The following is a 20,905-nucleotide window of genomic DNA, read 5'->3' on the forward strand; positions in this document are numbered from 1 at the left end:
ATTAAGGGGGTAAATATTCCTCAGATTGCAAATCATGGGGGAGAATGGTTGCCCGGAAATACCCCGATCGAATCGGGGGTTCCGCGCTTTCGGTGCACCCGGCTACGGAATGGCGCTAGGCTAGAGTCGAAGGCCATCGGAATCTGTTAATCCTTGAGAGCTGCGTGGAGGATCTCCACAGGATGCAAAGCGGTGCGTCCAGTGCCGTCGTGGATTTGGTGTCGGCAGGAAGTTCCCGGAGCGGCGATCACCGTTTCCTCCGGGGTATTGCGGACGGTCGGGAAGAGAACGAGATTGCCGACCTTTTGGGAGAGTTCGTAATGCTCCTTCTCATACCCGAAGGATCCCGCCATACCGCAACAGCCGCTGGGAATGACCTCGACGGAATAGTTTTGCGGAAGCCGGAGAGCTTCGACGCTGCCGGATGTCCCGACCAGAGCCTTCTGAAAGCAGTGGCCATGAAGCTTGATGGCTTGGTGGCGGTCGGTAAACGAATCGCTATGGATCCGCCCAGCGGCGGCTTCACTGGCTAGGAAGGTTTCCATCATCATGCAATGAGGAGCCATTTCGCGAGCGGTCTCCTTGAGGTCCGCTTCGGCGAGATCCAGGGCCTCGTCGCGGAAGGTAAGGATGCCGGAGGGTTCCACGCCGACCATCGGTTGCTCGGCCGTGACTTTACCCTGCAGCGCCCGCAGGTTCCCATTGATCAGCTTCTTGGCTTCGTGGACCAAGCCTTTTGAGAGCCAGGTGCGTCCGCTCTCTCCGTGTTCTGGCAATTCCACTGCGTAACCCAATCGCTCCAGCAGTTCAACGGCCTTGATGCCGACATGGACGTCGTTAAAGTTCGTGAACTCGTCGTTGAAGAACCAGACCTTGCCGACCTTGCCCGCGTTGGCGTGCAGTTCATGCTTTTTGAACCAAAAAGAAAAGGTGTGCTTCGGGAGGAGTGGAATTGTGCGGTCAGGATGAAATCCCACCATCGGGTTGAGAATTCGGCGAATCCAAGAAGTCCCGAACAACAGGTTCCAGGCCCAAGGGGCTTTGGCGGCAAGCTTTTGAGAACGGGCAAAGGAGGCAATCATCTTGGATCGCAGGGGAACTCCGTTGATCTCGTAATAATGCTGCATGAACTCGGCTTTGAGTTTCGCCATGTCCACTGTGGAAGGGCACTCCTTTTTGCAGCCTTTACAGGAGAGGCAGAGGTCTAGGACCTCTTTTACATCGGGATTGTCAAAGACGCTTTTCCGGGCCTCCTTCGGGCCTCCAGTGAGAGCGTTACGCAGGGTATTGGCGCGGGCTCGGGTCGTATCCTTCTCTTCGCGGCTAGCCATATAACTTGGGCACATGGTGCCTCCGGCTAGTTGAGTTTTGCGACAGTCGCCGGAACCATTGCACATTTCGGCGGCACCCAGCATGCCCTTTGTCTCCGACCAATCAAAGATCGTCGCTGGCTCTTTTGTGACCTGTCCCGGCTTAAACCGGAGAGAGCTGTTCATCGGAGGCGTTCCGACGATCTTGTTTGGATTGAAGATTCCTTTTGGATCCCAGCTCTTTTTTACGGCTTGTACCAGCGCGTAGTTCTTTGCACCGATCATTGTTTCGAGGAATTCTCCCCGCAGCCGACCGTCACCATGTTCGCCGGAGAGGGAGCCGCGGTATTCGCGCACGAGTTCGGCAACCGTCTGGGCGACTTCGCGGAACATTCGATTTCCGTCCTCGGTCTTCAGGTCAATGATCGGGCGGAGGTGGATCTCTCCCGATCCGGCATGGGCGTAGTGAACGCAGCCCAGGCCAAAGCGTTCTTTGAGCCGACGGTTAAACTCGGCGATGTACTCAGGCAGATCCTCGACACGTACGCAGGTATCTTCGACGACGGGCACCGGCTTGGCGTCTCCGGGCATGTTCGAAAGCAGTCCGAGGCCCGCCTTGCGAAGATTCCAGATCTTTACGGTGTCTTCGCCGAAGAGAACTGGGTAGGCATAGCCGAGCCCGGCTTCCCGCATTTCCGCCTCCAATTTTTTCGTGACTTCCAGAACCTGTTCTTGGCTGTCCTTCCGAAACTCAGTGACCAGAACTGCACCCGGTTTGCTCTCGATGAAAAAGCGATTTTCCCTGTGCTCGATGCTCCTCTCGGTGCACTCGAGGATATAGTGGTCGATGAGCTCGCAGGCGAAGCACTCGTGGCGGATGGCCAGTTGCGTCGCCCGGAGGGCTTCGTCAACGGTGGCAAATTGGGCACAGAGAAGTCCGTCCACCTTCGGCGGTAAGGGATCGCAGTGGAGCTTTACCTCAAGAACGAAACAGAGTGTTCCCTCGCTTCCGGCAATCAACTTGCCGAAATGAAAGAGTTTTTCGGAATTTGGATCGAAGCACCCCGCATCCATCAGCAAATCGAGGGCATACCCGGTATTTCGCCGGGGAATGTCTGGATGGGGGAAGTTCTTGCGAATCTCTTCTTGGTTTGCGGTGTCGCCAAGAAGGTCCCGGATCTCTCGGTATATCCGAGTCTCCAGAGTTTCGGGACCATCGCATTTGGCCGCAAACTCATCCGGAGTGAGAGATCCAAACACTACTTTGGATCCGTCGGAGAGAAGGGCAGTTACTTCCAGAACGTGGTCTCGGGTGCTGCCATATTTAATCGAGTTGGATCCACAGGAATTGTTCCCGAGCATTCCTCCGATCATGGCGCGGTTCTGGGTCGAGGTTTCCGGGCCGAAGAGAATGCCGTGTGGGCGGAGGGCGTCGTTGAGTTCGTTGCGGATGACGCCCGGTTGGCAGCGCACCCAGCCTTCCTCTCCGTTGATCTCTAGGATGTCTGTGAAATGTCGGGATACGTCGACGACAATGCCGTGACCCACTACCTGTCCTGCCAATGAGGTTCCGGCTGTGCGGGGGATGATTCCTACCCCTTGCTCATGAGCGTAGCGAATAATTTCGATCAGATCGTCTTCTGACCGCGGTATCGCCACGGCGAGCGGCATTTCCTGATAGGCGGAAGCGTCAGTGGAATAGATCCGACGTATGAATTCGCCTGTGTGGAATTCGCCTTCGAGTTGCTGGGCCAATGTTCCAAGTCCTTCGACCGAGGGGGAAACTGTCATGAAGAACTTTCTGACGGATTCGTCTCTTAATGGCGAGACTTTGGATGAAAAATTATGAGAGAAAGGGCGTTCTAAACGACAGGGACAATTCCCCGGAGGGCGATTCTTCTCAATCGCCGCAGGTATTTTTCCATTGGATAGCGGAGGCGAGGGTTGCTAGGATTCTTTCCATGAAAAAAGTAGCAGTCCTTCTCTCTGGCAGTGGGGTTTATGACGGTAGTGAAATCTACGAGGCGACATTTACTCTGCTGGCGTTGGAAGAGGCCGGGGTGGACGTGACCTGTTGCGCTCCGGATATACCGCAGATGCACGTCATCAATCATGTCACGGGCGATGTTGCGGAAGGCGAGTCGCGCTCTGTGCTTGTCGAGGCGGCTCGGCTGGCTCGCGGAGAGGTGACAGATTTGGCCAAATTGAGTGAGGCGGAGTTTGACGCCCTGATTCTTCCTGGAGGATTTGGGGCCGCCAAGAATCTTTGCGATTTTGCAGTGAAGGGCCCCGACTGTCAGGTCGAGCCGCAGGTTGCGGGGGTCGTTGAAGCGTTCCACGCCGCTGGTAAACCGATCGGGCTCATGTGTATTGCACCCGCGATCGGGGCGGCTCTTTTCGGAGGCAAGGGCATTCGGCTCACGATCGGAAACGACGCCGATACCGCCAGCGGGCTTCAAGCGTTGGGTGCCGAGCATGTCGATTGCCCGGTGGACGAGATTGTCGTGGATGAGAACAACAAGGTAGTCACGACTCCCGCCTATATGCTCGGGCCGAAGATGGCCGATGTGAAAGCGGGCATTGATAAGCTCGTGGCCAAAGTTTTGGAAATGGCCTGACGGCGATGCGCTTCGATGTTTTGACCCTTTTCCCGGCCATGCTGGAAGGTTTTTTGGCCGAGAGTATGGTCGGGAAATCCATCCAGCGAGGTATCGTGGAGGCCGCTGTCCACAATCTGCGTGATTGGACCACGGACAAGCACCAGATAACCGATGACCGCCCCTTCGGGGGAGGTGCAGGAATGGTCATGAAGCCGGAACCGATTTTCTCGGCCATTGAGGAGCTTCGGAGTGAGCAGAGCACCGTCATTTATCTCGCCCCGGATGGAGAACAACTCAGTCACTCTCTGGTCATGGAACTGGCGGCCAAGCCGCATTTGATCCTCCTGAGTGGCCACTATGAGGGGATCGACGAGCGGGTGCGGGAGAATCTCATCGATCGGGAGATCAGTATTGGCGACTACGTTCTCACCAATGGAACTCTGCCAGCCGCAGTTTTGATTGACGCAGTGGCCCGGCAACTCCCCGGAGTCCTGGGGGAGGCCCAATCGCTGGAGCAGGATAGCTTCTCGGACGGATTGTTGGGGCTTCCACAATACACCCGTCCCGCCGAATTTCGCGGGATGAAGATTCCGGAAGTTTTGCTTTCCGGCAATCACGCCAAGATCGAGGCTTGGCGGCAAGAGCAGCGAAGAGCGCGGACGGCGAAGCGACGGCCGGATTTGTTGTAGAGATGGCTGTGGCCATTCCTCTCCCTGCAAAAAGAAAATAGGTTCCTAACGCGAATCCCATGTGGGGTGGTCGCTTCAGCGCCACCCTTCGCGATTAGAAACGGCTCTCTCCAAGGCGCAGGAGAGGCGGAGCGGAAGCGCGATAAGCGATTTCGATTAGCCCCCGGCGAGTGCCGGAAGACTCTGCCACATCGCAAGGAAGGGCGATCTTCCTTTCTTCTACGGAGCGATGGTATCGAGAAGGGCTTGGACGCAGTCTATCCGGGTCTTCGGGCTGAGGCCGTGGCCGCCATTGAAGATGAAGCCGGGATCGCCTTTGCGGTTTTCGAGAATATTGGCAGCGGCCGCCCGGACATATTCGGGATCTGTTTCGAGAAGAATCGGGTCGAGATTTCCCTGGATGGCGATGTTGGGTCCGATAGTGGCTCGGGCTTGGGAGAGGGAGGTAGCCCAGTCGATCGCGATGGCTTCGGTCCCGACCGTCACTTGATCCGTGAGGCGGTTGGCCGCGCCTCGTGAGAAAAGGATCATCGGCTTGTCGCAGGCTTCCTTGATCTTACGGATGGGATCCAGACACCATTCTTCGTAAAACTCGCTGGGACAAAGTGCTGCCCAGGAATCGAATAGTTGAATTGCATCCGCCCCGGAGGCGCATTGCAGTCGGACGTAGTCGGTACAAGCGGTGGTAATGCCTTTCAAGAGGAGGCGGGCACTGTGCGGGTCGCGGTAGAGCATTTCGCGCAAGTTGCGGCCTTCGCCGGGAGATCCACCTTCGACGAGGTAGAGCGCGAGTGTCCAGGGCGCTCCGCAGAATCCGAGAAGGGTTTTCTCTTCGCCCAGCTCTTTTTTCAGCATTTGTAGAGCCTCCCCGACATATTCGAGACGTTCGGCGGCTCCTTCGGGAGTCAGTGAATCCACCTCGATTTCAGAACGGATCGTCCGCTCCAGTTCGATTCCGCCTTCATCGCGAAAACGATAATCAACCCCGAGGGCTTCGGGGATGACAAGAATGTCACTGAAGAGAATGGCCGCGTCGAGCTGGGGGAAACGCTTGAGCGGTTGCAGAGTCACCTCTGTCGCCAATTCGGGTGTGCGGACCATCGTCCGAAAATCGCTCTCTTCTTTCAACGCACGGTATTCGGGAAGATAGCGTCCAGCCTGTCTCATGAGCCAGACGGGGGGGCGGTCGAGATTGCGACAGGCGAGTGCGTCGAGAAAACGTTTCCTTGAAGTGGTCATGAAGATTGCTCGTTGTTTTCGAGAGGATGGGTCGGCGCGAGCCAGTCCCGTGGTCGTAGATATCGCTCGGTCAATTGTTCTTCTGGGGAACCGGGTTCGGGCGTCCAATTGTAGGACCAATTGGCTTCGGCGGGAAGCGACATGAGGATCGATTCCGTGCGTCCTCCTGAGGCGAGCCCGAACTTTGTGCCGCGGTCATGGAGTAGATTGAATTCTACGTAGCGGCCCCGCCGGAGGCGCTGAAATTGTTTCTCTCTTTCGCCGAACGGAGTGGATGCACGCCGATCCAGAATACGAAAGAAGGACTCGCGGAATCCGTTTCCGACCTCAAGCGAGAAGGCAAAGGTGCGCTCAAATCCCAATTCTGAAAAATCGTCGTAGAAAATACCTCCGATCCCTCGGCACTCGTCGCGGTGGGGAAGATAGAAATACTCATCGCACTCCCGCTTGAAGGATCGGTAGAGGCCAGGCTTGGCTTGCTCACAGATGTCATGGGCCGCCTGGTGCCATTCCACTGCATCCTCGTCAAAACCATAGCAGGGTGTCAGGTCGAAACCGCCGCCAAACCACCACTGGATCGATTGCTCTTCCAGAGCCGGGAGGACGAAGAACGCGCGGACGTTCATGTGAGCGGTCGGTGCGTAGGGGTTCTGCGGATGCAAGACTACGGAGACTCCCATCGCCTCGAACGGTCGCCCGGCAAATTCGGGTCGGCGAGCAGAGGCAGGAGCGGGTAGGGCGTCGCCGCTGACGCGGGAAAAGTTTACGCCTCCCTTTGAGAGGATTTTGCCGCCTTCTACGGCCCTTGAGATTCCACCTCCGCCGCCGGGGCGTTCCCAGGAATCCTCACGAAGGATATCCGATCCTTCCCGGTTCTCGATCTCCCGACATAGGTCATCTTGGAGCTTTTGAAAAGCGGCTTGGACCTGGTCCGGATCGGGCTGTGCGCTTTGGATCACTCTGCGATCGGGAGATCTGCCGCGAGCTGGCGTCTGCGTGAGTTCAGAATCGGGAAAAACCCTTCGCTCTGGAGGATCTCTGCAACCGAATCGGAGAGCAGGAATTCGAGGTAGGGAGCGAGGAACCGGTATTGGCTTCGCGGGACACAGACGTAATAAGCGAGGGCCAACGGGTAATCCCCGTAGTTCACATTCTCGAGGGTCGGGCCGAACGAGACGCCGCCGTCTTCAGCTTCGATGCGGAGAGCTTTCAGCTCGGTGGAAAGGGGCAGGGTGTCGATGACCCCGATCGCTCCGTCATTATTGCTGACGAAGGATTCCAGTTGAATGGAAGAGTCGTATTCTTGGATGCCGGAGCGGATAGGTTCCCTGTCGAGGAACCGGGCGCTGAACAAGTCGAGGACGGGGCTCGTTCCGGGGTTGGCGTAGGCAGCCTGAATGTTCCGGTTCTGCCAAGCGCCGGAAAGGCCGAGGTCCGACCACCGGGCAATCGCGTTTTCGGTCAGAGATCCATAAATCCCGCCAATCTGTTGCCGTGTCAGGGACTTCAGCGGATTCTTCCGATTGACGACAACGGCTCCAATTTGAAACGCGAAGGGCAGGACGGGGAAGTCTAGCTCCGTCGGATCCTGATGGGGCATGGCGACCAGAATCAGGTCGGCCTCTCCTTCGTAGAAATCGCGAAATGCGAGAAGACTGCCACCCAGTTGGATTTCGAGCTGGTCGCCTTCTTCGCTCGCGAAAGCTTCGAGAGCTTCGACGAGAGCGGGCGGAATGTAGTCGGACCCTTCGATGCGGACGACCCGCGCTTGAAGTACGGAACTGAGTGCAAGAGTCAGGAGAAGAATTTGGGGGAGAATGCCTTTCATGAGTGAGAGATTAAGATTCGAGGAGTTCGGGCCAGCGTGCAAGTTTGCGGTGGAGAGTACGGCGACTCATTCCGAGGAGGTCCGCAGCTTTCGTCTTGTTGTTGCCGGTTTGCAGAAGGGCGTTCCGCAGCAAGCGCTTTTCATTCTCCTCGACGGAGAGAGGGTTGGCCGCGAGTGTTTTGGAATTGCTCGTCGGAGTTTGTTGTTCGCCGAAGAATTTGCTGTCGAGATCGTACTCAGTGACCCGACTGCCCCGTTTGAGAATGACCGTATTTTCGCAAAAGTTGCGCAGTTCCCGGATGTTCCCCGGCCAGCTATATTTCTGGAGGACCGAGAGTGCTTCGGGAGAAAAGGTGACGGGCGGGACTCCGTTTTCGCGGCTGAAGTTAGCGACATAGTGCTCAAGCAGGAGCGATATGTCGCCTTCACGCTGGCGGAGTGGAGGGAGATCGACCGTGACGACGTTGAGCCGATAGAGGAGGTCTTCGCGGAAATCGCCTTTGCGCGCCATCGCCTCGAGGTCGCGATTGGTGGCACATACGAGGCGAACATCGACTTGCACAGGTTTGACGCTACCGAGTCGCTCAAAGGAGCGGGTTTCCAGAAAGCGGAGGAGCTTGATCTGGGTTGATGGATCGATCTCGCCAATTTCATCGAGAAAGAGGGTTCCGGAATCGGCAGCCTCGAAGCGGCCAATCCTTCGCTCGGTCGCACCGGTGAAGGCCCCTTTCTCGTGGCCGAAGAGTTCGCTTTCCAGAAGGTTTGAGGCCAGAGCGGCGCAATGCACGGCGACAAAGGGCCGGCGGCTGCGTTCGCTGTTCTGGTGAATGGCCTGGGCGATCAGCTCTTTCCCGGTACCGGTTTCTCCCTCGATGAGGACAGTCGCCTTGGAGGGGGCTACCAAGCGAACGGTTTCGAGGACGTTTTGAAGATTCGGTGAATTTCCGAGAATCTCGTCGAACTGGAATTTTTTGTCGAGGCGCTGATGGAGGTTCTGGTTTTCCTCCTGGAGGCGTTCGGACTGGAGAGCCCGTTCGATCAGGAGTTCGAGTTTTTCAAGACTGACAGGCTTCGTTAGGAAATCGTAGGCACCCCGCTTCATGGCTTCGACGGCAGTTTCGACGTTGCCGTAGGCGGTCATCATGATGCAGACGGGACGGGGGGAGAGCTTGAGAGTTCGCTCGATCACCGACATCCCCGATTTGCCAGCCATGCGCAGGTCGGTGAGGACGACATCAAATCGATCACTCTCGATGTGGTTGAAGGCCTCTCTGGCATTGTTGGCCGTTGTGATCTCGTAGCGATCCTCCAGGGCAGCCTCCAAGCCCTCGAGCGTATGAGGCTCGTCATCAACAATTAATATGGAAGCGGGCATTGTCGTCTGAGGATGGATGGTGGCGGCAGGAGGGCAAGAAATTCTTTGCCTCTCCGCAGCGGATTCAGCTGGCTATCTCCCGGACTCGGCACGGGAGTCCGTTCAGTTGCTGAGTACTTTTTCGACAAATTCCTGAGGCACTTCGGCGATCGAGGCGATGACCGCCGTGTCCCCATCTACCAGATCCGAGAGGGCCAGCAAGTAAGAGCTGCGGCAGGCGTCGAGAGTTTCGAAGAGGCTGATGTTTTCCGAACGGGCTTTCGGGGAAACTGCCGATTCGTCCTCATTCATGGCCTCGAGGACATCGCGCGCTGATAGCGGTCGACCGGAATAGTTTTGCTGAAGGCGGAAGAGGACCTTGCGGAGCTCGGTGAAGTTACCGGGCCAATCCCGCCCCCGAAGGAGATTGATGGCGTCAGCGTCCCAACTCAGAGAGTCGCCATCCTCGGTCTCGGCGGCGCGGGCAGCGGCTTCGATGTCGTCCGGGCAGTCGCTCAATAGAGGGACGTGAAGCTCAGAACCTCCCATCGAGAGGTAGAGTTCGTCGCTCAAAACACCTTCCTGGTAGAGGGTTTCCACGTCGGAGCCGATCATGAAAATGAAACGAAAGTGTCCCTCCCAGTGGTCGCTAAACGTCCCTTTGCGGGATCCTCGCGCCAATTGTTTTTGCTGGCCTGGATCGAGTCGCTCGGTCTCTGGGATGGAAATCACAAAGCTCTCGAGCTTCTTTTCTCCGGCTTCCCGAGCGATTTGTTCCAGCAATTCGAGAGAGAAATCGTTGGGTTCGATGATCCGGCTGTCCGCCGTCTCGGGGTTTAGCCAACTGAAGAAGTCTTCGGCGATGGCGCGGGTAGGGGTGCCGCGCGGGGTGACGATGCAAAGGTTTTGGCGCCGGTTCCGCATGCGGTAGATCGATTCGGCAAAGGCATGGCTCGCATCCGATTGGCAGGGGAGTGCCTTGAAGGGAAAACCGAGATCGTTGGCATCTCCCGGTTTTTCAACCGTTTCACTACTAGCCTTTTTCGTCTTGGACTTCCCTTCGGCGATCAACTTTGCCGCATTTTTGAGGAGCGAAAAGACGCTGAGAGGCTTCTCGTAGAGGCCGACGATGCCTTCGGATTCCATTTTTTCACGGTCCTTGGATTCCAGGAATCCAGAAACCATGATGATCGGGAGCTCTGTTTTGATCGCCTTGATCTTCTTGGCCAGTTCGAATCCGTTGAGCCCTGGCATCCGCAAATCGGTTACAACGAGACTAAAGTCCATCGAGCGTACCAGTTCCTCGACCTTCGTGGGCTCGCCGGTCATTTCCACATCGTAGGAAGCCTGAGAAAAAACGTCGGTCAGCAGAGAGGCGAAATCGAGATCGTCGTCAACAATGAGAATGCGGGGAGCTTCTTTTTCCATGGAGGTCTAAGGACTAGTGGTCGTTTTCGCTGTCGGCCGAATCGGTTTGCGAGATGCGGTCAATGGCTTCGGTTACGCACTGGATCGAAGCCCCGTACCAGATGATGGGCTTGTCCGCGGCCTTTTCCCAATATTCGACGACGGGGCGACTCGGGTAGTAGGCGGTGGCCACGAGATAATAGTCACCCACTAGATCAAAGGGGATCGTCCAAGTGGCCCAGCAGACATCCGGGTCGTTCATGGCATTGCCGAGGGGGCGCAGCTTATAATTGCTCAGAGCAATCAGCCCGATCTTGGATTCCTTGACCACGAAGTTGATGTAGTCCTTCTCATCGAGCTTCTTGAGATCGTAGATGAGAATGTTGAGGACGGAAATCTGTCGCGGATTGCCTCCGTCGATTGCGTCTAGAAGCCGTTCGTTGGCCTCGTCGATGTCCTCCTCGTTGACTAGGCCGTATTCGTTCAGGGTATTGGCGAGAAAACGGTTGCTGCGCAGAACGAGGGCTTTGTGTTCTTTGCTAATCGCGGGCATGTGATGTCAAGCTAGTCGGGGTTTCGCAGGGTTCAATCCAAAAGCGAGGGTGAGCCGTGTCCGCAATGCCAGTTCTTCCGCCGTGGTGAGGCGCGGTTCATGGGCAAAGTGAGCGATCCGGTCGGGAGAGAAGGTGTCGACCGGAGGTTTATCCCTTCGTCCGATCAATGTGGCCCAGATCGCGCCCTGGAGCAAGGAGGTCGCGGACTCGCTTTTTAAGTTCTTTGATTTCGGGGAATCCACCTTCTTCGCCGCGGTCCCAGAGAACGGTTTCGCCGGAAACAACCCTAAATACCCCGGAAGAATCGCTGGGGCTGAGGGTGACTCCGGCCAAATCCTCCTCGAAGGTGCTGAGAAGTTCCTGCCCCATCCATGCAGAGCGGAGCAGCCACTTGCAGCCGGGGCAGTAGGTAATGACGATCAGGGGTTTGGTGGTTTCTGGCACAGGGTTTGAAGAAATGGTCCTTTCCCCGGGGCGCAACGCGAAAGTCGCTTACTTTGGGGTGGAGAAGTGACTCACTCCTTGGGCCTCCTGTGGGGAAGAATGACTGAATTCGCAAATCCGATGATTTTTGGATTCGCCCGATCGGGATTGGGTCTTTACGAAGAGGATCATGAAAATCTCTCTCGGAACGGATCACGCGGGCTACACTCACAAGGAAGCAGTCAAGAAGCACTTGGAAGAGGCGGGCTACGAGGTTCTTGATTTTGGAACCAATTCAGTCGAAGCTGTCGACTACCCGGATTTCATTCGCCCGGCTGCGGAAGCAGTTCCCGCCGGCAAAGCCGATCGGGCCATCGTTTTTGGTGGAAGCGGAAACGGGGAAGCGATCACTGCGAATAAAGTGAAAGGAATTCGCTGTGCGCTTTGCTGGAATATTGAGACCGGTGAGCTGGCCAAGCAGCACAACGACGCCAATTGCCTATCCTTTGGTGCTCGCCAAACTCCGGTGGATGAAGTTTTGAAGATTATCGACGCTTGGCTCGCGGCAAAATTCGAAGGCGGACGCCACGAGCGGCGCATCCAAAAGATTGAGAACTGACCCCCGGCGGGCCGGACGATTTTCGTTCCGGTTTTGACACCGAGGGAACATCAGGCTTTGTAACCCATTATGGCTGAAATTATGCAGGCAAAAGAAAACCAAGAGGATAAGAAGAAAGAAGGCGGTTCGCTGTCAGAGATGGTGAAGAAACGCTTCCTCGAGGATCGTAAGATTTTTCTCTGGGGAGAAGTTTCCGATGATTCGATGAAAGAAGTCACCGAAAAGCTCCTCTACCTCGAATCCGAAGATCCCGGCAAGGAGATCAAGTTTTACATCAACACTCCCGGGGGCTCGATCACCGCTGGAATGGCGGCGTACGATACCATGAAGCTGATTTCCAGCCCCGTGACGGTCATTGTCACTGGGATGGCGGCGAGCATGGGCTCGATCCTTCTCTCGGGGGCTGACAAGGGGCGTAGATTCATTTACCCACACGGCCGGGTGCTGATTCACCAGCCGCTGATCAGCGGGACGTTCATGGCACCAGCCGTGGACATCAACATCCAGGCCCAAGAGATGGAACGCATTCGCGATGAGCTGAACAAGATTCTTGCCGAAGCGTCAGGGAAGGATCTTTCCGTCATCGAGAATGACACGGATCGGGATTTCTACCTCACCGCCGAGGAATCGATTCAATACGGTCTCGTCGATGAGATCGTCACCAAGATCTGATTTCTTCCTCCAGTGAGCCTGGTTTTTCAAAAATACCACGCCCTCGGAAACGACTACTTCGTCCTCGATCCTTCGAGCGGCGAGCTGCCGGATTCGAAGGGGATCGAACTCGTCTGCCATCGTAACTTCGGGCTGGGTTCCGATGGGATCCTCTACGGGCCACTACCTTCCGAGGTGGCGGATTTCCGGCTGAGGATTCTGAATCCCGATGGCAGCGAGGCGGAAAAGAGCGGGAATGGCCTACGGATCTTTTGCCGCTACCTGCACGACCGGGGAGAGGTGACAGATCGCCCCTTCACGGTTGAGACTGAAGGTGGGGTCGTCTCCGCTTGCATCCACGACGCCTCCGAGAGCATTGAGGTCGAGATGGGGAAGGTTTCCTTTTCCAGTCAGGTGATCCCCGTGAACGGAGAGGAGCGAGAGGTCATTCAGGAAACGTTGGAGGCGAACGGCCAGAAAGTTGAGTTCTCGGCGGCAACCATCGGAAACCCTCATTGCGTGGTTCTACGCGACAAGGTTTCTGAGCAGGAAGCCCGTGACTTGGGACCGCATCTGGAGAATCATCCTCTTTTCCCGAATCGTACGAATGTGCAATTCCTGGAGGTGATCGACCGGGGCAACATCCGTTTGGAAATCTGGGAGCGCGGAGCGGGCTACACCTTGGCCTCGGGCAGCAGTTCCAGTGCGGCCGCTTCGGTCGCTCGCAAGCTGGGGCTTGTCGATTCGGATGTGACCGTGCACATGCCCGGAGGATTGCTGACTCTCTCGATCAGTGACGATTTCGCGGTTCGGATGACAGGTCCCGTTCGACTCATCGGCGAGCTGACTTGGACTCCCGAAGACTAAAAAGGACTTTCCGTAGATCTACGGCCTAGCCGTAGGGATTCTCCGCCACGGCAAATGCTCCTCGGCTCTCGGGCTTCTTCAGTCCTTGGGCTTTTGATGGGCACCGCCCTTGGCAGAGGATTTTGTGCGGCCTTTAGATCGGGCGGTAGCCTTCTTGGTGTGTGTTTGACTTTCTTGCTTCTTGTTGAGGACAAATTCCTCCCTGACCGCGATCTGCGCTTGCGCGAGCTGGGTGACTAAGGCGACGAAAACGCCGATCCCGACGAGGGCGTAAAAGATCGTGAAGATTTTGGAGACATCCCGGGTGGGATGCAGATCTCCGTACCCAATCGTGGTCAGAGTCATTACACAAAAGTAGGACGCATCGACCACGGACCAACCCTCTGTTCGGCAATAGAACGCGGTTCCGCAGGCAACAATGGTCAGGGCTAGGATCAGAGTGATGCGAAAATGGGTCTGCTGCCAAGCCATCCGCAGGCCGCGAAAGAACTGTAGCACGGTAAGGAGAAATGAAGGCATGGCTTATTTTTTTCGTTTATCGGAGGAGGTGTCGACTTCAGATCCAGTCGCGGGGTTGCGTGCGTGCGCGAAGAGGAATTGCTGGGCGATCCCCGCTGCGGAGCCATAGTGGGCGCGGGCGAAGAGCTGGATTTGGTCATCTGTGAACGAATCAAGCCCGTAGGATTCTCGCATGTGCCGACTGATCCAGGTGTCGATCGGAAAGGCCTCGAGCCGTCCGTATCCAAACAGCAGAACGCAATCGGCGATTTTGCGTCCGACACCGGGTAAGGCGATCAGCTTGCGGCGGGCTTCGTCAGTGGGAAGACTTTCGAGACTGTCCAGATAGCCGTCCTGCTGACTCAGATAATCTGCGGATTGGTGGATCGATCGGGCGCGGTAGCCGATCCCACACATCCGGAGGTCCGCTTCCGGAACGGAGGCAAGCGTCGCCCAGGAGGGGGGAGCAAAAAGGCCGTGATCAAGGGCTTCACCCCATCGCCGGGAGATTTCGAGGAGGCCAGCGCGGATCTGCTCGATTCGTTTGAGGGGACTGAGAAGAAAAGAGAGGAGGGCGACATCCGGGCTTTGCCGGAGGATGCGCAGACCGGGAAATTGCCCGACGGCTTGGTTGAGGACTGGATCGGAGCGCCAGGGCAGGGCATCCACTTCTCGTGCGAAGTCGATCGAAGTGGCAAAGTACGATTCGATGGTTGCTTTTACATCCTCCTTGGACGAAGTGGATCCGGAGGCAGACCAAGTCAAATGGTGATCGGACAGAAGTTCCAATGTGCAGGCGTGTTTCCCGACAATGCCCTTCCAGGTTGTGGCCGTTATCGGCTCCCAGAGAAAGCTCTGTCCTCCTGCGAGGATCTCTCGGAGCACTCTTTGGCCCCCTTCGACCGGGAAGGGTAGCGTTCCGCTGGGAGAACCCGCGTCAGCTGGGTTCATTCGCTGGAGTCTGGGTGCCTGTTGCGGCCGGTGGAGAATCGACCGACCAGAGATAACTTTCCCTCTCCTCCAAGACTTTACCTTCAGGGTCGAGAATTTGAAGGTTCCAGGCAACTGGTCCGAATTGGATTCCGGGCCAATCCAATCCCGTCAAACCGATCCAGAGAGTGGCTCCAGAGCTGGCGGAGCGCTCTGGTTCCAACGTGAATTCCTTCATCTCGGGATCTCCGGGAATCTGCACCGAGAGGTGAATTTCACCAATGTCCCTCTGAGACATTTCCTTCGTGATGGGCAGGATCCAAAAATATCCGCCCCGCACCTCGGGATCCGTACGGACATAGATGCGATCCGTCTCGGGTTCTTGACCCGTGAAATATTCGCTGATGCGAAAAAAGTCTTCCTCTGGAATATAGCGGTGCTCAGTGGCTGGGCCCGAAGTCTGAGTCGTCGGGGTGCTGCAAGCCGTTAAAAGCGCTAATAGAAACAATTTACCTAAAATTCGCATCTCAATTTAGAGCAGGAAAAAGTTGACCTTGGTTGCTAAAAAACAATCCTCCTAACTTTCCCGATTATTGATCTTGTAACCGATTTAGTAAGCTTTCGCGAATTCATGTTTCTCCGCAAGTGTTTTGATCTTGGATCCTTTTCCCGCGAGGGAATGAGGGTATCGACTTCCTTTTTTGCCCTCGGCTTGATTGCCCTGTTCGCCTTGGCCATGCCGGCGGAGGTTTTTGGTGCGGAAGGAGACGCGAAGGTGGCCTCGGCACCGTCAGCAAGTGATTCTTCGGAATCTGCTGAGGCATCTGCAAAGGAGGGCACTGCCACCAATGAGGATGCGGGGACGGTTGATTCGACCGAGAGCGCAGTCCCGGGCGAGGCCGGTACTGCCGATGAGAATGCTGCGCCGGAGTCGGGAGAGGCCACCGAGGAAGTCGTTGAAGTGGTCGAGGAGAGCCCCTTCGTTTCTCCGCAGGAGGCCCTTGTCGCGGTCCGTGGCGATGCGAAGGTGGGCCTCGGCGTGCTCGCAACTTATGAGGAGCGGACGGTTGTCGTGACTTCCCTCTCTGCATTGAATGGAAGCCGCCGAATTCTGGTCAATACGGCTGGAGGTCAGGAGGTGCCGATCGTTGGTGTGATCGGAGTGAAGGGCAAGGATATGGCCTTTTTAGCAGTGGATTCAGCTGCTGCGGATCTTCCGGTTGCCGAGTTGAATCTTGAAGGGAAAATCGAGAAAGATGATTCGGTAAGAATTTTAAATCCGCGTCGCGAGATTAAGTTGAAGGTCAGAGGGGAGGAATCCGGCCGGATCGAGATCGGGGATGTGGAAGGGCCCGTTTTTGCAGGTTCTCCAGTGGTCGTTGGCAAACAGGTCATCGGAGTCTTTAGCCCAGCTCGACTTGTCGGGACTCAGGCTTCCTCGGGGGCTGATAGTACCGTGATTTGGAACGCGGGGATCGTTCCCTTCAGCTCTTCCATGCAGTGGGAACCGATCGATCTGGCGACGATGGCTCTGGAAAGTGAGACCCTCGATGATTGCCTCTCGGTCATTTCTCAGGTCGGTTCGTTTCTCAAGGTGAGTGGTTTTAAAGGAGAAGTTTCGATGCAGCGCCTTTTGGTCGCCCGGGACCGTTTGAAGGATGACCTCGCTCGTTCAAGCCAAGCTGTGGAGAAGGATAATGCCAGAAAGAAGTTCGCCTTCTCGGTTCGCAGTTCAACGGGTTCCGTCCAATCCGATCTCCAGGGAGCTCTTAACAATTACTATTCTTATTTCGATCCTGAGGTCACGCTTCTGGTCGATCTCTACCGCCCGGTGCATGAGAAGATTCAGGATTTGAACAATAACCTGCGGAAGGCGGACTCGTTCGCTCGCTAATGAGTCGAGACGCGGCCGATGCTGGTTCGTCCCGGAAAGAACCAGCAATACCTGAAAGCGAAAAGACAGGGGGATTGAGACCATGGGGCTGGCTTCTCGTCTTGGTCCTTCTCTCTGCGTTTCTTCGGTTTACACTTTTCCCGCCAATTTCCTTTTCCGAAGGCGCCTATTTTTTTCTCGCGCCTCTCCTACTCTGGAACTGGCAGGGGCACAGCCGGAAAGCCATCTTCGGATGGGGCTGGCTTGCTGGTTTTCTCTTTTGGGTCGCGTCGATCGTCTGGCTCCGCCACGTAACCCTGATTGGGATGATCGGGCTTTCGGGGGTGCTCGCCCTCTTCATGGGAGTCTGGTCGCTGGTCTTTGGGCGTTGGCTGCAACCGCGCTGGGCCGGGAAAGACACTTTTACCGGCTCATGGTTTGTCCCTTTGGTCGGGGCCGCCGTCTGGGTCCTTCTCGAGTGGACCCGCTCTTGGATTTTCTGGGGATTTCCGTGGAACCCGGTTTCTCTCTCGCAGTGGAATCGACCGGCTGTCCTGTCAATCGTCTCAGCGACTGGCGGGTGGGGGCTGACTTTTTTGCTAATCTGGATCAACCTGGCGCTCGTTCAGTGGTTGCGAACTCCCTTTACTGAGTGGAAATCCAAAGGGTTCCTTCCAGTTGCACGCAAGGTGCCAATCGTTCTGGTCGTTCCGATCGGAATTCTCATGGTCAGTGCCGGATCCTATTTTTGGCAATCGATGAAGCGGGAGCCATCGGAACCAGTCCGGGTTGGATTTGTTCAACCGTATTCCACCATGAAATGGGATCAGTCGGCTGTTTCCCGCAACATTGAGAACCTGTGGCAGGAAACCCGCAGCCTCCAGGGAGAGGACCCGGAAATCATTCTCTGGCCGGAAGCCTCGACACCCATCCCCGTCATTGGTGAGTATTCCATTCGTACGGGAGTGGAGGCACTGGCGTCGGGGATGAAGGCTCCGATCCTCATGGGAAATATGGCTTCCTATCGTGAGAAAGGGATTTACGAGAATGGAGTCTTTCTGGTTGAGCCGGATGGCGGGCTCGTCGCTGACTACTACGTGAAACGGGAGTTGGTTCCCTTCGGCGAGTTTGTTCCGTTTCGAGAGATTTTCCCCTTTCTAGAGAAGGTGGTGCCAATTGGGCTCGATTGTCGACCCGGAGAGCGGCCCGTCCTCTTCCCATTTCCCTCGGCCGACGGACAGGATAAGGTTGGGCCCTTGGTCTGCTATGAGGATGTCTTTCCCTCTCTGGCTCGCGACACGACCCAGGCCGGAGCGGACTGGCTCTTCGTCGCTACGAACAACGTGTGGTATGGAGAAGAGGCAGGTGCCTACCAACACGCCGCCCATGCGGTTGTCAGAGCCGTCGAGAACCGACGTCCTGTCTTGCGAAGTGGGAATGCCGGGTGGTCGGGGTGGATTGACGAATGGGGGCATATCCGGAAGAGGGTCTCCGATGAAAATGGGTCCATTTACTTTCGGGGAGCGGAAACGGTCTCGGTGAACCGGGACTTACGCTTTGATGGGGTGATGACACCCTACGCCCGATTTGGGGACTGGATCGTCGCTCTCGCCGCCGGAATCTTGGGCGCGGGTCTTCTCTCGAGCTGGAAAAGAAAACGTTCATAGAGGCTTCTCTGGGCTCCTGCGGGTCGTTTTTTCTCTGGTTTTTTAGGTGGATCGCCGCTTTTTCACAAGCAGCTCCACAGATGGAAGCCTTGCTTCTTGAAACTTGAAGCGCATTTGGTTTAAATTTGTGAAAAATGTATGAATCGATTCCTGCCCAGTATAATGATCTTAGGTCTCCTTATCAATTGGACGACCTCGCTGGCGGAAGGAGAAGAACTCGACTCTGTGCGGCTTCAATTGAAGTGGAGGCACCAATTTCAGTTCGCGGGATACTATGCCGCCATTGATCAGGGGTATTACCGGGAAGAGGGACTGGAGGTCGAATTAATTGAGCCCGAAGTGGGGCAGGATCCGTTTGACCTCGTCTTAGCCGGCAATGCGGAATTTGGAGTCTCGAATTCGGAAATTGTTTGGAGGAGCGCGGAAGGGGAGCCGGTGGTCCAGTTAGCGGTGATTTACCAGCATTCTCCGCTGGTTCTCCTGTCGATTCGAGACTACGGGATCGAGACCCTTCATGACCTGGCTGGGCATTCGGTGATGATCGAGCCAAACGCGGCCGATCTTTTGGCCATGTTTCGCTCCGAAGGAATCGACCTCGGCGAAATTCAGTTTCTACCCCACGAGTTCTCGGTAGAGCCGTTGGTCGATGGCGAAGTGCAGGCGATCTCTGGCTACGTCTCGGATGAACCCTATGCGGTGGAGCAGCTGGGGCTCGATCCCATCATTTTCACCCCTCGATCAGCTGGGATTGATTTTTACGGCGACGGAATCTTTACCACCCGCGAGCAAGTTGAGAAACATCCGGATCGCGTCGAAGCATTTCGCCGGGCGAGCTTGCGGGGATGGGAATATGCCTTGATGAATCCAGATGAAATCATCGATCTCATCCTGAACGAGTATTCTCAGCGGAAGACTCGGGATCAGCTCGAGTATGAGGCGATGAAAACGATGCAGCTCGTTCGGGCGGATTTGGTGCCCGTGGGTTACATGAATCCCGGCCGGTGGCGATACATTAGCGAAGTGTTCTATGAGAATGGTCTCATTGAGGAGCCAATCTCCCCTGAGCAGTTTCTCTATGCTCACGACGCTCGCTTTCCCTGGAAAACCTTTTTTGTCTCCACGATGGGTCTCGCGGCAATCGCCATTGTTTTGACTCTTCTTGCCTGGTACCTCTACCGCAATAAACTGCGGCTCGAAGCGGCAATCAGAAGTAAGACTGAGGTAGAAAAGAAGCTGCGCCACAGCGAAGAATTTTATCGTAATTTCTACGAGTCCGCCCCGCTGGCCTTCGTTATTTGGGATGAGAATTTCAAAGTGCTGCGATGGAATGCAGCAGCTGAGCGAGTCTTTGGCTGGAAGGCCAGTGAGGTGGTGGGGCGTTCATTCGATGAGTTCATGGTCCCCGAAGAGGATTTTGGGAATCTCGAGAAGGTCGTCTCCCACGTCCGTCAGAAAGAAGTGGCCTGCATGGCAAATTGGAACCTGCGGAAAGATGGCACGAAGATTTGGTGCCAATGGCACAATGTCGCCCTTTTCGGTGGAGATAGGGAGTTGGTAGAGGTGCAATCAATCGCTCTGGATGCAACCCTCCAATACGAAAGGGAGCAGCGGCTCGTGACCGAGAGAGAAGTGGCTGAGATGGCCAGCAAGAACAAGGGGCAATTCTTAGCCAGTGTCAGTCACGAAATTCGCAACCCCTTGAGCGCGATCATCAGCTTCGCCAACTTTATCCGGGAAGATTGCGAAACCGAGGAAAGGAGGGAGATGGCCGACACCATCATTTCCAGCGGAGAGGCGTTGATTCGGATTCTCAACGATCTGATCGACCACGAGAAGCTGGGAGCGGGCGTAGTTGAGCTGGTTCCTTCACGCATTTGTCTTGGGGAAGTGGTCCAGAAAACCATGAAACTCCATCAACGGATGGCGAAAGAAAAAGACCTGGAATTGCATTTTGAAATCTCACATCCGAAGGTGGAAGTGACCTTGGATACGCTTCGGGTTCAGCAGGTGCTCAACAACCTTCTCTCGAATGCGATCAAATTTACCGAAAAAGGGTCGATCCTGATTTCAGTGGACTTCGACCAAACGCGTGAGCTCCCCGTGCAAATTCGTTGTGAAGATACCGGAATCGGTATCAGCCAATCGGAATTGAAGAGTATCTTCCGAATGTATGACCAAGGGGAGCACGGAAAATCGAAAGTTTTCCGGGGCACGGGTGTGGGACTGGCGGTTTGCGAAAAGCTGGTCGTGCTCATGGGCGGCCGCATTGAGGTGCAGAGTAAAGAGGGGGTCGGCAGCACCTTCACTGTCCACTTGCCGGAGGAAATGGCCGTACACTCGACCGGACGGGAAGACTGCGGAGCACAATCCTCGTGATCCGAAGATTTTTTAAGAAA

The 20,905-nt window shown here is 55.9% G+C and carries 19 protein-coding genes; 8 read left to right on the top strand and 11 right to left on the bottom strand.

What is annotated here, in order from left to right; all coding sequences use genetic code 11:
• Nucleotides 1-146 precede the first annotated feature (146 nt).
• A complete protein-coding gene (locus H5P30_RS10350; protein ID WP_185692875.1) occupies nt 147-3,101 on the bottom strand; it encodes an FAD-binding and (Fe-S)-binding domain-containing protein in 2,955 nt (984 codons plus the stop codon).
• A gap of 170 nt (nt 3,102-3,271) precedes the next feature.
• On the opposite strand from H5P30_RS10350, the gene elbB reads away from it, so the two are divergent.
• A complete protein-coding gene (gene elbB / locus H5P30_RS10355) occupies nt 3,272-3,928 on the top strand; it encodes an isoprenoid biosynthesis glyoxalase ElbB (RefSeq protein ID WP_185692876.1) in 657 nt (218 codons plus the stop codon).
• A gap of 5 nt (nt 3,929-3,933) precedes the next feature.
• Nucleotides 3,934-4,599, top strand: coding sequence for a tRNA (guanosine(37)-N1)-methyltransferase TrmD (trmD, locus tag H5P30_RS10360; protein ID WP_185692877.1), 666 nt, complete (start codon nt 3,934-3,936; stop codon nt 4,597-4,599).
• A gap of 219 nt (nt 4,600-4,818) precedes the next feature.
• Here trmD and hemE read toward each other — a convergent pair whose 3' ends face one another.
• The 7 genes from hemE to H5P30_RS10395 form a co-directional block, all read right to left on the bottom strand.
• The gene (gene hemE, locus H5P30_RS10365) at nt 4,819-5,838 is read right to left on the bottom strand and encodes a uroporphyrinogen decarboxylase (RefSeq protein ID WP_185692878.1); all 1,020 of its coding nucleotides are present in this window, start codon (nt 5,836-5,838) and stop codon (nt 4,819-4,821) included.
• Nucleotides 5,835-6,794: an oxygen-dependent coproporphyrinogen oxidase gene (gene hemF, locus H5P30_RS10370; protein WP_185692933.1), complete on the bottom strand. Its 960-nt coding sequence runs from the start codon at nt 6,792-6,794 to the stop codon at nt 5,835-5,837. The genes hemE and hemF overlap by 4 nt, the downstream gene beginning before the upstream one ends.
• Nucleotides 6,794-7,666 carry a PstS family phosphate ABC transporter substrate-binding protein gene (locus tag H5P30_RS22045; protein ID WP_185692879.1) on the bottom strand — a complete coding sequence of 291 codons (873 nt, stop codon included), beginning with the start codon at nt 7,664-7,666 and terminating at the stop codon, nt 6,794-6,796. The genes hemF and H5P30_RS22045 overlap by 1 nt, the downstream gene beginning before the upstream one ends.
• Before the next feature lie 10 nt (nt 7,667-7,676).
• A complete protein-coding gene (locus H5P30_RS10380) occupies nt 7,677-9,041 on the bottom strand; it encodes a sigma-54-dependent transcriptional regulator (protein WP_185692880.1) in 1,365 nt (454 codons plus the stop codon).
• Nucleotides 9,042-9,143: 102 nt separating this feature from the next.
• Nucleotides 9,144-10,448 (bottom strand): response regulator, encoded by a 1,305-nt coding sequence (locus tag H5P30_RS10385; RefSeq protein WP_185692881.1) that lies wholly within the window; start codon nt 10,446-10,448, stop codon nt 9,144-9,146.
• A 13-nt stretch (nt 10,449-10,461) separates the two neighbouring features.
• Complete coding sequence (locus tag H5P30_RS10390; protein ID WP_185692882.1) at nt 10,462-10,980, bottom strand: hypothetical protein; 519 nt, start codon at nt 10,978-10,980, stop codon at nt 10,462-10,464.
• Nucleotides 10,981-11,128: 148 nt separating this feature from the next.
• On the bottom strand, nt 11,129-11,425 hold the full coding sequence (locus tag H5P30_RS10395) for a SelT/SelW/SelH family protein (RefSeq protein WP_185692883.1): 297 nt from the start codon (nt 11,423-11,425) through the stop codon (nt 11,129-11,131).
• Nucleotides 11,426-11,594: 169 nt separating this feature from the next.
• On the opposite strand from H5P30_RS10395, the gene rpiB reads away from it, so the two are divergent.
• The 3 genes from rpiB to dapF all read left to right on the top strand — a co-directional run bounded on the left by rpiB (nt 11,595) and on the right by dapF (nt 13,541).
• Complete coding sequence (rpiB, locus tag H5P30_RS10400; protein WP_185692884.1) at nt 11,595-12,023, top strand: ribose 5-phosphate isomerase B; 429 nt, start codon at nt 11,595-11,597, stop codon at nt 12,021-12,023.
• A gap of 81 nt (nt 12,024-12,104) precedes the next feature.
• Nucleotides 12,105-12,695, top strand: a complete 591-nt coding sequence (locus H5P30_RS10405) for a ClpP family protease (protein ID WP_185692885.1) — start codon at nt 12,105-12,107, stop codon at nt 12,693-12,695.
• Nucleotides 12,696-12,713: 18 nt separating this feature from the next.
• Complete coding sequence (gene dapF, locus H5P30_RS10410) at nt 12,714-13,541, top strand: diaminopimelate epimerase (RefSeq protein ID WP_185692934.1); 828 nt, start codon at nt 12,714-12,716, stop codon at nt 13,539-13,541.
• Nucleotides 13,542-13,619: 78 nt separating this feature from the next.
• Here dapF and H5P30_RS10415 read toward each other — a convergent pair whose 3' ends face one another.
• The 3 genes from H5P30_RS10415 to H5P30_RS10425 are packed head-to-tail and all read right to left on the bottom strand — an operon-like array spanning nt 13,620 to nt 15,477.
• Nucleotides 13,620-14,060: a potassium channel family protein gene (locus tag H5P30_RS10415; RefSeq protein WP_185692886.1), complete on the bottom strand. Its 441-nt coding sequence runs from the start codon at nt 14,058-14,060 to the stop codon at nt 13,620-13,622.
• Nucleotides 14,061-14,063: 3 nt separating this feature from the next.
• The gene (locus H5P30_RS10420; RefSeq protein ID WP_185692887.1) at nt 14,064-14,990 is read right to left on the bottom strand and encodes a DNA-3-methyladenine glycosylase 2; all 927 of its coding nucleotides are present in this window, start codon (nt 14,988-14,990) and stop codon (nt 14,064-14,066) included.
• Nucleotides 14,977-15,477 carry a hypothetical protein gene (locus tag H5P30_RS10425; protein ID WP_185692888.1) on the bottom strand — a complete coding sequence of 167 codons (501 nt, stop codon included), beginning with the start codon at nt 15,475-15,477 and terminating at the stop codon, nt 14,977-14,979. The genes H5P30_RS10420 and H5P30_RS10425 overlap by 14 nt, the downstream gene beginning before the upstream one ends.
• Before the next feature lie 123 nt (nt 15,478-15,600).
• Between H5P30_RS10425 and H5P30_RS10430 the strand changes: the two genes are divergently transcribed.
• The 3 genes from H5P30_RS10430 (at nt 15,601) to H5P30_RS10440 (ending at nt 20,885) form a co-directional block, all read left to right on the top strand.
• On the top strand, nt 15,601-16,863 hold the full coding sequence (locus H5P30_RS10430) for a hypothetical protein (protein WP_185692889.1): 1,263 nt from the start codon (nt 15,601-15,603) through the stop codon (nt 16,861-16,863).
• Nucleotides 16,864-16,937: 74 nt separating this feature from the next.
• The gene (lnt, locus tag H5P30_RS10435; protein ID WP_185692890.1) at nt 16,938-18,509 is read left to right on the top strand and encodes an apolipoprotein N-acyltransferase; all 1,572 of its coding nucleotides are present in this window, start codon (nt 16,938-16,940) and stop codon (nt 18,507-18,509) included.
• A gap of 138 nt (nt 18,510-18,647) precedes the next feature.
• On the top strand, nt 18,648-20,885 hold the full coding sequence (locus tag H5P30_RS10440; protein WP_185692891.1) for an ABC transporter substrate-binding protein: 2,238 nt from the start codon (nt 18,648-18,650) through the stop codon (nt 20,883-20,885).
• Nucleotides 20,886-20,905: the final 20 nt, after the last annotated feature.

Origin of the sequence: Puniceicoccus vermicola, assembly GCF_014230055.1 — a bacterium.
Lineage (GTDB): Bacteria > Verrucomicrobiota > Verrucomicrobiia > Opitutales > Puniceicoccaceae > Puniceicoccus > Puniceicoccus vermicola.